The following is a 13,416-nucleotide window of genomic DNA, read 5'->3' on the forward strand; positions in this document are numbered from 1 at the left end:
GGCGACCCATCAGTTCCTCGAACGGCTCCGGCGGCACCACCACGGACGGGTCATCGGGATCCGAGAGGTCGCTCATCACGTCGACGAACACCGCGCCCGGAATGTGAGCCTCGCGGTAGGCGTCCCGCTCGCCGACGCCTACCAACGCACCCCCGGTGGTGGCCCGGATGGCGAAGCGAGCATCCACCACCCGGACCGACGGATCGTCGAGACGCCCGGCGAGCCACTCAGGTGCGGCCAGGGCTTCAGGATTTCGGTAGGTCACGGTAGTCGGCCCTCAGCCTGCTTCCCGGGCCGGCACGCCGACTTTCTGCACCGGTCGGACCCGTCCGAGACCGATCCGCAACAGCGGGACGGTAATCAGGGGTTCGGACACGCGGGTCTCCGATCGGCAGACACAAGGGACGTTTGCTGGTACGTTGCGCCTCTTTTCAAGAGATGTCAATATCTTTATATGCCAGGCTGGGGGAAGGCCCCGTGACCAACGGGTACGGCACCGATAGCGGCGAGGCCCCAGACATCGGGCGCTATCCGATGCTGGACGATGCCATGTCCCGCGACGAGGCCGAACGGATCGCCAAGCTGTTCAAGGCCCTGGCCGACCCGACCAGAGTTCAACTCCTCGGACTGCTCAGATCCAAACCGGGCGGGGAATGCGGCTACGACCTGACCGGCTCACTGGGTATCTCCCAACCGAGTGTGAGCTACCACGCGAAGATCCTGCACGAGGCTGGTCTGGTCACCAGGGAGCGTCGCGGAAGCTGGGTCTTCTATCGCATCTGTGAAGAACGGCTGGCCGAGATTCGCCGGGCGGTGGGGCCGGCCTCGCCGAAGGGCGATGCACGCTAAGCAGGCCCGGCGGGTTGGGGTTGGCAGCCTCCGTCATGCGCCGAAGACCGACGATGCCTGCCCGCGTGAGGGGTTCAGTTACCCCGCATGTTCGCGCGAATGGCGTGCCCGAAGTTCGTCCAATTCGGCCAGATGACGGTCAGCTAACGCTTGATGGTCGCGCACCAGTCGCTCAGTGAGCTTTCGGTGCTCAGCCATGTGCCGCGCGGCCAATGACTCGTAGTCGCTGGGAGACGCATCAGTCTGGTTAGCGATGTCGCGATGCTCGGCCAAATGCCGGTCTGTGAGGGCCCGGAGCTCCGCGAGGTGGCTGTCCGCCAACTCGCGATGCTCTCGCAAGTGCGCCTCGGCCACTTTCTCATGCTCAGCCAGATGTGTCCGTGAGATCTCGGAGTTTTCCTTTGGTGCAGACATGCGAGGTGCGCCCTCCGCTGATGTGACTGACTTCGCTTCAAATGCAATCTACTCCGGATTGGTTCAAGAGTCTTCGAGTTGAGTTCCGCGGCGACGATGTGGTCGGGCATGCCGGCAACGTGATCCCGCGCATGCTGGCTGACGCGGCCACCAGCCACCTAGACCTGTTTGCCGTAGATGCTGCTCGTCCAGATGTGCACCAGGGTCTCGAGAACCCGCTCGCGGGGCACCGACGGCCGGTCGTCGGCGAACGAACTCAACATCACCTTCTCGTTGAGCAGGTTCAGCGCCGCCGAGAGTTCGTTGGCCGGTAGCGTCACCGGCGCCGCACCGCGGGCCCGCTCGGATTCGATCACCAGCGCGATATGGCCGACCCACTTCTCCATGAACCGCGACCACAACGTGCGAACGTCGGCGTTGGTGCGCGCGGAATCAGCTGCCAACGAGACAGCGCGGTGCGACCCGAAGGTCTCGACAAAAACGTTGATGCCGGTACGCCACAAAGTTTTCAGGTCGGCCGGGGGATTGGCGACCATGCCTTCCAGCGCCGAATCGGCTTCGACGATCACCCGCTCGAACAACGTCAGCAGCACCGCGTCCTTCGACGGGTAATAGAAGTAGAAGGTCGGCCGCGAAATGCCGGCACCTTTGGCCAGGTCGTCGACCGAGATGTCGGCCAGCGGCCGGTGTTCGAGGAGCTTTTCGGCCGTAGTCAGAATGGCCAGTTCACGGTCGTCGCCGGACGGGCGCACCGAGCGGCGCCCTCGCGAGGTGCGGTTGGAGTCGACAGTCGCCACCCGGCCTACTTTACACGGTGTCGAAAGAGTCGACAGCCTGTTGACCAAATCAACACGCCGTTGATAACCTGTCGGCCATGACTGAGCATCTCGATGTTGTGATCGTCGGAGCCGGCATCTCCGGCATCAGCGCGGCCTGGCACCTGCAGGACCGTTGCCCGTCCAAGAGTTACGCCATCCTCGAGCGCCGTGCCGACCTCGGCGGCACCTGGGACCTGTTCAAATACCCCGGGATCCGCTCCGACTCGGACATGTTCACCCTGGGGTTCCGGTTCAAGCCGTGGGAATCGTCGACATCGATCGCCGACGGTGCCTCGATCAAGGCCTACATCAAAGAGGCCGCCACCGAGAACGGCATCGACAAGAACATCCGCTACCGCCAGAAGGTAGTGGCCGCCGAGTGGTCGGACGCCGAGAACCAGTGGACGCTGACCGTCGACAATGACGGCCACACCGAAGAGCTCACCTGCTCGTTCCTGTTCGCCTGCAGCGGTTACTACAACTACGACGAGGGCTACCTGCCGAAGTTCGAGGGCTACGACGACTTCGAGGGCACCACCATCCATCCGCAGCACTGGCCGGAGGACCTGGACTACGCCGGCAAGAAAATCGTGGTCATCGGATCCGGTGCCACCTCGATCACGCTGATCCCGTCGCTGGTGAAGACCGGCGCCGGGCATGTGACCATGCTGCAGCGCACGCCGAGCTACATCGGGTCTCTGCCGTTGCAGGACCCGTTCGCCGAGCAGGCGAAAAGGCTGTTGCCGGCACGTGCGGCCAACGTCGCCACCCGCTGGCGGTGGATCGCCTTCAGCACCATGCAGTATCAGTTCGCCCGCAAGTTCCCGAAGCAGATGCGCAAGACCCTGCTGACCATGGCCAAGCATCGCCTGCCCAAAGGCTATGACGTCGAAAAGCACTTCGGCCCGAGCTACAACCCATGGGACCAGCGACTGTGCCTGGCGCCCAACGGCGATCTGTTCAAGACCATTCGCAACGGCCAGGCCGACGTCGTCACCGACACCATCGACCGATTCACCAAGACCGGCATCAAGCTCGGCTCCGGCAACGAGCTAGAGGCCGACATCATCATCACCGCAACGGGTTTGAACCTGCAGCTGTTCGGTGGTGCGCAGATCCGCCGCAATGGCGAGGACGTCGACCTCAACGACACCATGGCGTTCAAAGGCATGATGCTGACCGGCCTGCCGAACATGGCGTTCACCATCGGCTACACCAACGCGTCCTGGACGCTCAAGGCCGACCTGGTGTCGGAGTTCGTCTGCCGCCTGCTGAATTACATGGACGACAACGGCTATGCGACCGTGGTGCCGCAGCATCCGGGCGACTCCGTCGACGAGCGTCCGCTGATGGACTTCACCCCCGGCTATGTGCTGCGCGCGCTGGATTACCTACCCAAGGCCGGTCACGTATCCCCGTGGCGGCTCAAGCAGAACTACTTCATGGATCTACAGCTCATCCGTCGCGGCAAGGTCGACGACGAGGCGCTGCAGTTCGCCAAAAAGCCTGCCGCCCTGTCGGTCTAGCTGTTCGCCGCAGCGACGATGACAATGCCGTCATCGTCGCTGTAGGCGATGTCGCCCGGGACGAACTCCACTCCGCCGAGGCTGACCGCGAGGTCGCGTTGTCCGGCGCCGGTCTTGCTGCTTTTGCGCGGGTTGGTGCCCAGCGCCTTGATACCGAGTGCGAGGCCACGCAGCGCGGCGGCGTCACGTACCGCGCCGTTGACGATCAGCCCGGCCCAGCCGTTACTGCGGGCCAGATCGGCGATCACGTCGCCCACCAGTGCCGTGTGAAGTGAGCCGCCGCCGTCAATCACCAGCACGCCACCATCGCCGGCCTCGGACAGCACCGACTTCAACAGCGCATTGTCCTGGTGGCAGCGCACGGTGCTGATCGGCCCGGCGAATTCGGTGTGACCGCCGAATTGGCGAAATTGGAGGTCGCAGCTGCGGACGTCGGGCCCGATGTCGTCCACGAGGTCGGCGGTGGGACGGAATATCGCAGTCACCGGGCTATGTTTTGTCTGGTCACTCATGGTCTCGGCGGAGTCGCCACACCAGTAGCACCGCCAACATACTGATCGCGATGGCCACCGCCAACGGCACCGGGGACCGGCCGGCCGCCGCCGGGGCAGCTCGGGTGGGCAGCGGGTTACCAGCCGCCTCAACCGTCGACTTCGCGTGCGCTGCGGCATCTTTGGCGGCGGCAGCGAGATGTCCGTTGGATTCCGGCGTGGCCGGAGCGACCTTTTTCGCGACGGCCTTCTTTGCTGGTGCCTTCTTTGCTGGTGCCTTTTTCGCGGGTGCCTTGTTCGCCGCCGACTTCTTGGCGGGGGGCTGCTTCTTGGCCGCTTTCGCCGGGGCGGCTTTCTTGGCCGCTTTTTGGGCCGCCGCTTTTTGGGCCGGTTTCTCTGCGGCCGGTTTCTCTGCGGCCGGTTTCTCTGCGGCCTGGGCAGCCGGGCCGGCGGGCGTCGTGTCGACTGGCGCCCCGGGCGGGTTGGGCGCGCGCAACGGCGGTTCAGGCGCGGGGTCGGGCGTGTCGTGCGGGCGATCCTGCGGGTATGCCATCCGGGGAGCTCCTTTGCCGTTTCTCGTCGCGTGCACCGGAGGAGGGTCGAAACCCATCATGCCAGTGTCGTGAAGGTGGGTTGGCGGTCGATGATCCGACCCGGTCAGGTCCTGTTACGCAGGGCCCACAGCGCTCCGCCGCCGACCAGGATCACAGCGCCCAGTACGAAAGGCCAGATCGGGAGCTCGGCGGGTGAGTGGCTGGTGGGACTCACCGCCGGACCGGGCGTTCCGGTTCCCGCCACCGTCAACCGGAACGACCACGACCCCGTGACGACATGGCCATCGGCGGAGGTCACCCGGTAGTTGACCGTGTAGTTGCCAACTGGGCCCAGCGGGCGCAGACCGACGCTGACGACCGTTCCGTGCACCTGTGGGTCGCCCGACATCCACAGATTGCCGTCGGGGCCGACCACCGTCATCGCCGCGAATGTGGTCTGCAGGTCCTCGTTGAAGGTCGCGCTCACCCGAGCCGGCGCGGTGCTGACAGCAGCGTTTTCCGCCGGGTCGACCGACACCCGGGCCGCGTGGGCGCCGGCGGCGCCCGCCGTCATCGTCGCGGCGAACGTGGCCGCGGACAGTAGCAGTGCCGCGATGACGAGGTGGACTCGAAGAATCACGGCCGACGCACGATCAACGCGAGACCGACGCCGAGGGCGCCGACGAGCAGTGCTGCCCCGGCCAGAATTCGGCTGGTGTTGTCCACCACCTTGCGGGGCTGCGGCTCGGCCGGGGTTGCGCTGACGGAAGGGGCGACCGACGTGGTCGGGCTCGCGTGCTGGTCAGACTTCGGGGTCGAATGGTCGGTCAGCGTCAGCGTCGGCGCGGGATGTTCCGGTTCGGCGCCGCCGGGCAGGGCCGCCTGGTCCCACTTCACCACGACTCCGTCGGCGTAAGTCTGGATCGCCGGGAAGCTGACCGAGTCGGCATCGGGAAGCTTGGCGGTGATCCGGAAGACGTCGAATTGGCCGACCGGAATTCCGCCGTCGGGCGCCGCGGTCCAGGTAACCGAACGGACCTTGTCGCCCTCGCGGTTGAGCTTGGCCGTCCACCCGGGCTTCACCTCGGTCTGCACCGCCGTGACATCGGGCAGATCTATGGTGAGCGCTGTGGTGGCCGCCTTGGTCGTCGACTCGTTGGCCACCTGGAAGCTGACGGTGGCATAGCCGCCGCGGCTCGCGTCCGCGCTGCTGGCTTGAATATGCGCGGACGCCACGGCGGCCGGACCGAGCAAGAGCAGGGCGGTGACGGCCGATCCGATCAGGCTTCGGCCCACGATCTTGCGGGAAGAAAACATCGGGCTAGCAGCTCCTGTCTGGGAAGGGGCCGGTTTCAGGTCAATCCGAGTCGTGCCATCAGGTCGGCATCGACTTCGTCGAGTTGGCGGGTGATCGCGGCGTGGGCACCCCGCCGACGAGCGGCTGGCATGTGCTCGGCCGCCGTGACGGCGGCTGCCAGATCGCCCAGCCGTGCGGAGATTGCCGCGACGAACTGTTGAGTTTCGGCATCCTTGGGCTTGCTTTGCTGAACGGACCGCAACGACTGCTCGGCACCGGCGACGCGGGCGGAGAGCCGGCCACCGGTGCCGGAGAACTGGCCGATCTGGGCCAACGGGACGCCGAGTTGATCGGCGCGGCGCTGGTCGATCAACCCGCGTGCGGCGACGGCGAGGCGATAGGCAACCGGCACCAGGATCGGTGCGAGCAGGCGTGACACGGTCAGCAGCCGACGAATGCGCGTCGGTGAGAGCAGTTTTCCCTCGCGTGCCGCTTTCAGGTTGGCTTCGGCCACCTTCAACGCGGTGTGATCGCTCGCGCGTTGCGACTTCAATTTTTCTCGAAGCGCTTTGGTCTCGGCCTTCTGCGCGGCTTTGAAGCGGCGGACCTCGTGCTTGGCCGCCAGTTTGGCTTCGAGCTTGGCTTTCGCCTTGATCGCGCGAGCCTCGGCGCGCCGGGTCGCGCGGGTTTTCCGCCTGCCGAACAGGGCCATTCGCGCACTACCTCCCCGGGATCTCATCGACTGTCGCGGTGCCGGTCCGGCATCGATGGGCTCACCCTAACCGTGCCGGTTGGCCGGGCCGCCGTCAGGCGTCCAGGTGCTCCTTGCGGCGCAGCTCTTCCACACGATGGACGATGTCCTCCCTGGACTCCGCGGAAAGCTCGCTGGCGGCCATCGCGATCCGTCGAACTCCCTCATCGCGCATGACCAGCAACCACGCCAGTTCTTTGTCCAACTTCTCGTAGTACGCGTCGTCGGTGAAGTAGGCGGGTTTGATCCGAAAAAAATTGGCCAGCGCCGCCATGGTGGTCGACGACGGGTTAGTGCGGTTGCCGGAACGTAGCTGAGACAGATACGGAGCCGACATCGTGACTCCCTCCGCCTTGAGCGCCGCGATGACTTCAGCAGAAGTGTGGGGGCCCCGCCCAGGTGGGTAAACCGAGTCGAACAGGCGGTTCAGGCGGGCGGAAAACGTCGTACTCATCGATATGACCTCCACCAAACTCAGGTAGATAGTGAATTGCCTCAAAGTATTTGCTGATCATCGTAGCGAGAGTTCTCGCCGCAACCAAGTCTAAAGGCCGAAGAAAATTGACGCGTCCGGTATTTGTGGGCGCGGGGTCCGGGGGCTCCGCCGGCTAGTGGCGCTATCCAGCGAATACACACAAATTATTAAGTAAATTATGTAAGCATTCATCGCTTGAAGGACTATTGGCGATCCGCGTATGGCCATGGGGTGAACCGGTGGCTACCTGCGCAGGGTACCTCCTCGGCCCGAAGTCAATTTGCTGTAGGGCGCCGTACACAGGTCCGTGGGCCGACATCCACCGACCTGTACCGGGACGATATTAGGCGCATGTCGGACGGCCAGTCCAGAGGATCGGTCGACGCGATCGGCGGCTCAGGAAACCCGGCCTGGTGCTGACGCCCGCAATTGCGGGTCATTGGTACGGCTATGCGGCGAGCAGCATCGCCAAGATTGCTGTGTCCGGGTGGCTGATGGGGTCGACACCGACGCGGCTGACCATCGACGTGATGGTGCCGTCGGCCTCCGCCTCAACCCACGCCGCTCGGTGTTCAAGGCCCAGGTGCGGCAAACCGGGTAACAGCACGCACCCCGACGCCGCACCCGTGCACTCCGGCAGCGAGGGTGTCGTCTCTGATGGAGGGTGCAGCATCAACAGTGCGGGCGGCTGATGGTCGGCGAAGTAGCCCGGCCGGATCGCGGATTCGCCGACAACCGGGCCTTCGGCGAGCACTAGTCCGACCGTGCCGGGGACGGGCACTTCCGGGAGTTCCTCGCGGACGCCGAATACCGTTGTGGTGGCAAGCAATCCGGGCAATGATGCCACTCGGACAGCAACCATCAACAGCTGAGCCCACTCTTTGGTCGAATCGGGCCAGCGGCCGGAGATCACAAAGCCCTTCAGGGCGCCATGAGAATGGAAGGGGGCCACTTCGACGGCCCGCCCTGCAGCACTGTCCATTTCGCCCTCCGCCATGAATTCGGGTATCCGCGATACGCCGGTGGGTCGATCCGCTCAGCATGCGGCAGCCCGGCGACCTGCGCAAGCGGACACGGGCGCTGGGCTGCGATGAGGTCGAAAAAGAGACACAGCCGAAACACACAGTCGGGGCGCCGCGAAAGCGCGACGCCCCGACTGTGAGCTGAGTTCAGTTGGCGATCAGATGCTTTGCCTTCGAGGTGGCTTCGGTGTAACGCTTCTGCACCTCGTCCCAGTTCACCACGTTCCAGAACGCCTTGGTGTAGTCGGCCTTGACGTTCTTGTAGTCCAGGTAGAACGCGTGCTCCCACATATCCAGCAGCAGGATGGGCACAACGCCCAGCGGGAAGTTGGTCTGGTGGTCGTAGACCTGGAAGGTCAGCAGCTTGTCGCCCAAGCTGTCATACGCCAGCACCGCCCAGCCCGAACCCTGGATGCCGTTGGCCGCCGCGCTGAACTGTGCCCGGAATTTGTCGAAGGATCCAAAGGCGTCGTCGATGGCGGCGGCGAGATCACCGGTGGGCTTGTCACCGCCGTTGGGGGACAAGATCTTCCACCACACGACGTGGTTGACATGGCCGCCGAGGTTGAAAGCCAGGTTCTTCTCGTAGAGCAGAATGGCCGAGTGGTCATCTTTGGACCGCGACTCTTCGAGCTTCGCAAGTGCGTCGTTGGCACCCTTGACGTAGGCGGCGTGGTGCTTGTCGTGGTGAAGTTCGTTGATCGCGCCGGAGATGTGGGGTTCCAGGGCTCCGTAGTCCCAGTCCAAATCGGGCAAGGTGTAATCAGACACGCGGTTCCTTCCTGGTGATAATCGGTTTCTGGTCTACTCTGACGGGCCGCTCGCAGGCGGGTGGCGGCGGGTCGGTGTTGTCTCGATCAACCCTGCTCTATCGTCGCGCGCGCCGCAAGAAACGGTTGCGTGGTTGGGAGTACCCCAACGCGCGGCATCAGAACCAGACGATGAGGGCGAGCACTGCAAGTAAAACCAGGGCGATCACGCCAGCGCGCAAGCCGGCGAGCAAGTAGGAGCGATTGCACGAGGCTGACGACGTGTTCCAGTGCGACGACGACGTTGCCGACTGCGGTCCGAAGGGCTGCGTCGTCATCGGGCGGCTCTGGCTTGCTTGTCCAACTGCTCCCCCAGTGAGATGAGTCACAAGTGATCTCGGTGACCGCGATCATAACCCCTTGTGCACCGCTGGGGAAATTGACCCGACGGCGGCGGGCTGACCAGCGAATTGTTGCTGGCGATTTTGTTCTCCGCGTGCTGAATAGCCCGATGTCCGTCACGGTGGCCGTGCAGCGACACGGTTGCGAGCGCTGTGACATCCCCCACAGCTGCGCGGCGCGGGCACACCATGAGGTCGACTAAGGATTCGCTGAGTGACAGCTGGCCTGTCGATCACGATCTGGTGACGGCCACCGGTTATCCACACCGCGCCACCCGGCACGAGGCCATCACCGTGCCGCAATGCTGCGATGGCGCCCGGCGACCCCCTGTGGATAAACCTGTGGAAACTGTGCATAGCCGGTTTTAGCTGAACGGCACCTGCTAGGGAGTGGGGTCTGGGTGGGTCTTTATCGACGGCGCGGGCGCAGAGCCGCCCAACGCGCACACCACCAGGGGATGACTGCTCGCCGAATTTAGGCCGAACGAAGTGTTGCTGGGATGAGCGCGAGGATGGCGAGTGGTCCCGCGGTCGCGCCGCTACGCTGGTCTGATGATTCGCGCTGTCCACGACGCCGAATGCCGCGATGACGAGGAGCAGTGCCCGTGATTCAAGCGTGCTCCCAGTGCGGCACCCGCTGGAATGTCCGCGACAAGCAGCGGTCGTGGTGCCCCCGCTGCAACGGGACGCTATTGGCGCCAGAGGCACCGCGGCCGGCGCAACCGGTTTCCACCGCCGGGTGGGGCGCAGGCCCGCGAAATGCACCCCGGTTGCCACCGGGGTATCGATGGATCGCCGTGCGTCCCGGCCCGCCGCCACCGCCGCGTCGTCGTCGCCGCCCGCTCGGCCCGACTCCCCGCTACACCGCGATTCCGCGCTGGGGCCTGGCCGACCGCGTCGACCACGACAGTGGCCCCCGCCGGGTCCGTCGGCAGACGCCGACCCCCGAACGGATCCGCAGCGCCATCTTCGTCGCCTCGGTTGCCTTGGGTACGGCAGCCGTGGTGCATCTGCTGCGCTACCTACTTCTGGTCATCAACCGCAACACCCTGCTGAATTGGTTGGTCGCCGACGCCGCGGCGCTGCTCAGCGTGCTGGCGAGCCTGGCGGCCATCGCCGCGGTGATGACGGTGGCTTATTTGCTGACCCGGTGGCTGATCGCTCGGCGTGCGGCGGCGTTCGAGCATGCGGGCCGCTCGGAATCCCGTAGCAGCCGGGCGTTGTGGGCGGGCACGTTGCTGCCGCCCTCGGCCGCGGTGGTGTTGGCTATCTCCTTCGCCGTGGTTGCGGCGACGACGGGCCACTCGGCCAGCTGGGTGTTGATGGCCGCTTGCGTGACGTTCTGCTGTCTGCCGTTGCTGGCGTCGGTGTGGGCGCTGGTCTACGTCGTCGAGTTGGCCAAGGTCGAGGACCACTACGACCAATTCCGCACGGTGATCTGGGGCTGGTGGCTGCTGTGGCTGACCAGCAGCGTGACGTCGGCTTTCGCGTCGATCACCAGCGGGGCGCAGGACTCCCAGGGCATCGCCAACAACACCGTGGCGATGATCGTCGCCTACGTGATCGCGCTGGCGGCGGTGCTGGCGACGTCGAAGCTGTTCGAGGTGTTCGAGCGCAGGCCGGTCGCGCGCCCCGCCCATCGGTGGGTGATCGTGCCCGATGGCGACGTCCCCGAGGTGGAATCTGCTGCAGCGGTTGAGCTGCCGGGTGAAGAACCGGCAGCATAGAGATATGACGCACGCCGAGGACGTGGACTCTCGGCATCCGTTCGTGGTGGCGCACCGCGGCGCATCTGCGTCGCGTCCCGAACACACGCTGGCCGCCTATGATCTCGCGCTCCGCGAGGGCGCCGACGGCGTGGAATGCGACGTCCGGCTGACCCGTGACGGGCATCTGGTCTGCGTGCACGACCGCAGTCTCGATCGGACGTCCACCGGCGCCGGCCCGGTCAGCATGATGACACTGGCGCAGCTCAGTGAACTGGAATTCGGATCCTGGCACGGCAGTTGGCGTCCCGACGGCACCCACGGCGATACCGGCCTACTCACGCTGGAAGCTCTGGTCTCCCTGGTGCTGGACTGGAAGCGGCCGGTGAAGATCTTCATCGAGACCAAACATCCCGTCCGCTACGGTGCGCTGGTCGAAAGCAAGGTGTTGGCTCTGCTGCATCGTTTCGGCATCGCCTCGCCGGCGTCCGCCGACCGGTCCCGCGCGGTGGTGATGTCGTTCTCCTCCGCGGCGCTGTGGCGTGTCCGGCGGGCGGCGCCGCTGCTGCCGACGGTGTTGCTCGGCCGCAGCCACCGATTCCTGTCGAGCAGCGCGGCCAGCACGGTCGGCGCCACCGCGGTGGGGCCGTCGCTCGCGACACTGCGCGAGCACCCCGAGCTCGTCGACCGCGCCGCGGCGCGGGGACGGGCGCTGTACTGCTGGACGGTCGACGACTACGACGACGTCCGGTTCTGCCGGGACATCGGGGTGGCCTGGTTGGCCACCAACTATCCGGGCCGGGCCAAGGCGTGGTTGGAAGACGGCCTGGCCGGCGCCGACCCGCACTAACGCCCGTTCACGCCCTACGGCTGCCCGCCGAGCAGGTTCGCTGGTATCGGCTCGTCGGCGGCCAGGGCGTCGAACAGCGCGGACGCCTTCTCGTGATCCCACACCACCACCGACCCGACGTTGGTGCTGGTGAATTCGCCAATCGGCACCGTCAATTCGGTGGCAGAGCCCTGCAGTGCCCAGGCCAGCCGGGCCAGGTCCCAGACGTGATCGCCACGGTCGACGGTCAATGCGCCGACGGCGGCATGCGGCACGGTGTACCACCGCCAGGGGTTGAGCCAGACGGTCGGGCTGACCGCCCGGTGCAGCAGCGCCGACATGAACTCCCGCTGGTCGACCATGCGATCCAGGTCGGCCCGCGGGGTGGCCCGGCTGCGGACGTAGCCGAGCGCGTCGCGGCCATCCAAACGCTGGCACCCGGCGGGCAGGGTGATGCCGGCCAACGGGTCGTCGATCGCCGCCCGGGGGCACACGGTGACCCCGCCGAGACCGTCGACCAGCGCGGCGAATCCGCCGAAGCCGATCTCGGCGTAGTGGTCGATGCGGAGCCCCGTGGCTTGTTCGACCGTCTCAGCCAGCAGCGCCGCACCGCCCATCGAGAACGAGGCGTTGATCTTGTCGCGGCCGTAGCCGGGAATCGGCACGTAGGAGTCGCGGGGAAGGGACACCATCGCCGTCGGGGCGCTCGACCCGATCGCCGGCACGTGCACCAGCAGGATCGTGTCGGTTCGTCCATTGCCGGTGTCGCCGCCGGTGGCCAACGCTTTCTGCTGCTCGGCGGTCAGGCCTTGCCGGCTGTCGGAGCCGACCAGCAACCAGGTGGTGCCCGCACCGGCTGCCGGTCGGCCCGCGTAGTCCGGCAACGCCGACTGGCGGTGCAAGGCGGTCTCCAGCCACAGGGTGCCGCCCAGGATCGCTGCGCAGACCAGCAACACCGCGACAGCCAGGCTCAACGACATCACGTGCAGCCACACCTTGGCGGGGCGCGTTGCGCGGCGCGGCGCCGGCAGCGGCTGTCGACGGCGGCCGGCGGCACGGCGATTCGGCGACACCGGTCGCGGTGGGGGCGTGCCAGGCGGCGGCGGCCGTTTGCGGCGGGGCTGATCGCCCGCGGTCAATGCAGCCACCGCAGGTGACCGGCCAGCAGGGCGTATCCGACGAAAGCCACGGTGTCGATCAGGCCGTGCGCGATCACCAACGGCCACAGCCGCCCGGTGCGCTGCCAGGCATACCCGAACACCAGGCCCATCGCGAGGTTGCCCAGGCCGGCGCCAAAGCCCTGGTAGAGGTGGTAGGCGCCGCGCAGCAGGCTCGACCAGACCAGCGCCGTGCGCGGCCCGAGACCCAGTTGGCCCAATCGGGTGAGCAGGTAGCCGACGACGATCACTTCTTCGGCCCAGCCGTCGGCAAACGCGGTGAGCATCAGCATCGGTACGCGCCACCAGGTGTCACCCAGCCCCGACGGGATCACCGAGGCGTTGAGGTGCGCAGCGCGCGCCGCGAGGTACAGCGCCAGCCCAGGTAGGCCGATCAC

16 protein-coding genes and 1 pseudogene are annotated in these 13,416 nt (G+C 66.1%); 4 read left to right on the top strand and 13 right to left on the bottom strand.

Annotated features, from left to right (window positions below; translation table 11 throughout):
* Positions 1–265, bottom strand: a 265-nt coding sequence (locus AC2VOG_RS20170) for a rhodanese-like domain-containing protein (protein WP_486941591.1), incomplete at its 3' end; no start/stop codon positions are given.
* Between the two features lie 212 nt (positions 266–477).
* Here AC2VOG_RS20170 and AC2VOG_RS20175 point away from each other — a divergent pair.
* Positions 478–849, top strand: a complete 372-nt coding sequence (locus AC2VOG_RS20175) for an ArsR/SmtB family transcription factor (protein ID WP_486941592.1) — start codon at positions 478–480, stop codon at positions 847–849.
* Positions 850–927: 78 nt separating this feature from the next.
* Here the strand turns inward: AC2VOG_RS20175 and AC2VOG_RS20180 are convergent, their stop codons facing one another.
* Both AC2VOG_RS20180 and AC2VOG_RS20185 read right to left on the bottom strand, forming a co-directional pair.
* The gene (locus AC2VOG_RS20180; RefSeq protein WP_486941593.1) at positions 928–1,203 is read right to left on the bottom strand and encodes a hypothetical protein; all 276 of its coding nucleotides are present in this window, start codon (positions 1,201–1,203) and stop codon (positions 928–930) included.
* A 218-nt stretch (positions 1,204–1,421) separates the two neighbouring features.
* A complete protein-coding gene (locus tag AC2VOG_RS20185; RefSeq protein ID WP_486941594.1) occupies positions 1,422–2,060 on the bottom strand; it encodes a TetR/AcrR family transcriptional regulator in 639 nt (212 codons plus the stop codon).
* Positions 2,061–2,137: 77 nt separating this feature from the next.
* Between AC2VOG_RS20185 and AC2VOG_RS20190 the strand changes: the two genes are divergently transcribed.
* Positions 2,138–3,607, top strand: coding sequence for a flavin-containing monooxygenase (locus AC2VOG_RS20190; protein WP_486941595.1), 1,470 nt, complete (start codon positions 2,138–2,140; stop codon positions 3,605–3,607).
* On the opposite strand, the gene rraA is transcribed toward AC2VOG_RS20190, so the two are convergent.
* The 8 genes and pseudogenes from rraA to AC2VOG_RS20230 all read right to left on the bottom strand — a co-directional run bounded on the left by rraA (position 3,604) and on the right by AC2VOG_RS20230 (position 8,947).
* Complete coding sequence (gene rraA / locus AC2VOG_RS20195; RefSeq protein ID WP_486941596.1) at positions 3,604–4,092, bottom strand: ribonuclease E activity regulator RraA; 489 nt, start codon at positions 4,090–4,092, stop codon at positions 3,604–3,606. The two genes, AC2VOG_RS20190 and rraA, sit on opposite strands and share 4 nt — an antisense overlap.
* 226 nt (positions 4,093–4,318) lie before the next feature.
* A pseudogene (locus AC2VOG_RS20200) lies at positions 4,319–4,459 on the bottom strand (hypothetical protein); the annotation flags it as partial.
* A gap of 296 nt (positions 4,460–4,755) precedes the next feature.
* Positions 4,756–5,205: a copper resistance CopC family protein gene (locus AC2VOG_RS20205; RefSeq protein WP_486941605.1), complete on the bottom strand. Its 450-nt coding sequence runs from the start codon at positions 5,203–5,205 to the stop codon at positions 4,756–4,758.
* Positions 5,206–5,267: 62 nt separating this feature from the next.
* Positions 5,268–5,948 (bottom strand): YcnI family copper-binding membrane protein, encoded by a 681-nt coding sequence (locus AC2VOG_RS20210; protein WP_486941597.1) that lies wholly within the window; start codon positions 5,946–5,948, stop codon positions 5,268–5,270.
* A 35-nt stretch (positions 5,949–5,983) separates the two neighbouring features.
* Positions 5,984–6,640 (bottom strand): DUF6474 family protein, encoded by a 657-nt coding sequence (locus AC2VOG_RS20215; protein WP_486941598.1) that lies wholly within the window; start codon positions 6,638–6,640, stop codon positions 5,984–5,986.
* Positions 6,641–6,734: 94 nt separating this feature from the next.
* On the bottom strand, positions 6,735–7,133 hold the full coding sequence (locus AC2VOG_RS20220) for a transcriptional regulator (RefSeq protein WP_486941599.1): 399 nt from the start codon (positions 7,131–7,133) through the stop codon (positions 6,735–6,737).
* 469 nt (positions 7,134–7,602) lie between these two features.
* Positions 7,603–8,136, bottom strand: coding sequence for a peptidase (locus tag AC2VOG_RS20225; protein WP_486941600.1), 534 nt, complete (start codon positions 8,134–8,136; stop codon positions 7,603–7,605).
* 187 nt (positions 8,137–8,323) lie between these two features.
* Positions 8,324–8,947: a superoxide dismutase gene (locus AC2VOG_RS20230; RefSeq protein ID WP_486941601.1), complete on the bottom strand. Its 624-nt coding sequence runs from the start codon at positions 8,945–8,947 to the stop codon at positions 8,324–8,326.
* Between the two features lie 1,176 nt (positions 8,948–10,123).
* On the opposite strand from AC2VOG_RS20230, the gene AC2VOG_RS20235 reads away from it, so the two are divergent.
* Together AC2VOG_RS20235 and AC2VOG_RS20240 are read left to right on the top strand one after the other, a co-directional pair.
* Positions 10,124–11,053: a DUF4328 domain-containing protein gene (locus AC2VOG_RS20235; protein WP_486941602.1), complete on the top strand. Its 930-nt coding sequence runs from the start codon at positions 10,124–10,126 to the stop codon at positions 11,051–11,053.
* 4 nt (positions 11,054–11,057) lie between these two features.
* A complete protein-coding gene (locus tag AC2VOG_RS20240) occupies positions 11,058–11,882 on the top strand; it encodes a glycerophosphodiester phosphodiesterase (RefSeq protein ID WP_486941603.1) in 825 nt (274 codons plus the stop codon).
* Positions 11,883–11,896: 14 nt separating this feature from the next.
* On the opposite strand, the gene AC2VOG_RS20245 is transcribed toward AC2VOG_RS20240, so the two are convergent.
* Positions 11,897–12,841: an LCP family protein gene (locus tag AC2VOG_RS20245; RefSeq protein WP_486941606.1), complete on the bottom strand. Its 945-nt coding sequence runs from the start codon at positions 12,839–12,841 to the stop codon at positions 11,897–11,899.
* Positions 12,842–12,996: 155 nt separating this feature from the next.
* The coding region (locus AC2VOG_RS20250) for a CPBP family intramembrane glutamic endopeptidase (RefSeq protein WP_486941604.1) at positions 12,997–13,416 on the bottom strand (420 nt) is incomplete at its 5' end.

Source organism: Mycobacterium sp. TH-M11 (assembly GCF_057473725.1).

Excerpts from the sequence above, each read along its gene's own strand:
- AC2VOG_RS20190 (WP_486941595.1), top strand. The coding sequence starts at position 2,138 with ATGACTGAGCATCTCGATGTTGTGATCGTCGGAGCCGGCATCTCCGGC.
- AC2VOG_RS20205 (WP_486941605.1), bottom strand. The coding sequence starts at position 5,205 with ATGACGGCGGGCGCCGCCGGCGCCCACGCGGCCCGGGTGTCGGTCGAC.
- AC2VOG_RS20215 (WP_486941598.1), bottom strand. The coding sequence starts at position 6,640 with ATGGCCCTGTTCGGCAGGCGGAAAACCCGCGCGACCCGGCGCGCCGAG.
- AC2VOG_RS20245 (WP_486941606.1), bottom strand. The coding sequence starts at position 12,841 with ATGTCGTTGAGCCTGGCTGTCGCGGTGTTGCTGGTCTGCGCAGCGATC.
- AC2VOG_RS20225 (WP_486941600.1), bottom strand. The coding sequence starts at position 8,136 with ATGGACAGTGCTGCAGGGCGGGCCGTCGAAGTGGCCCCCTTCCATTCT.
- AC2VOG_RS20220 (WP_486941599.1), bottom strand. The coding sequence starts at position 7,133 with ATGAGTACGACGTTTTCCGCCCGCCTGAACCGCCTGTTCGACTCGGTT.
- AC2VOG_RS20210 (WP_486941597.1), bottom strand. The coding sequence starts at position 5,948 with ATGTTTTCTTCCCGCAAGATCGTGGGCCGAAGCCTGATCGGATCGGCC.
- AC2VOG_RS20240 (WP_486941603.1), top strand. The coding sequence starts at position 11,058 with ATGACGCACGCCGAGGACGTGGACTCTCGGCATCCGTTCGTGGTGGCG.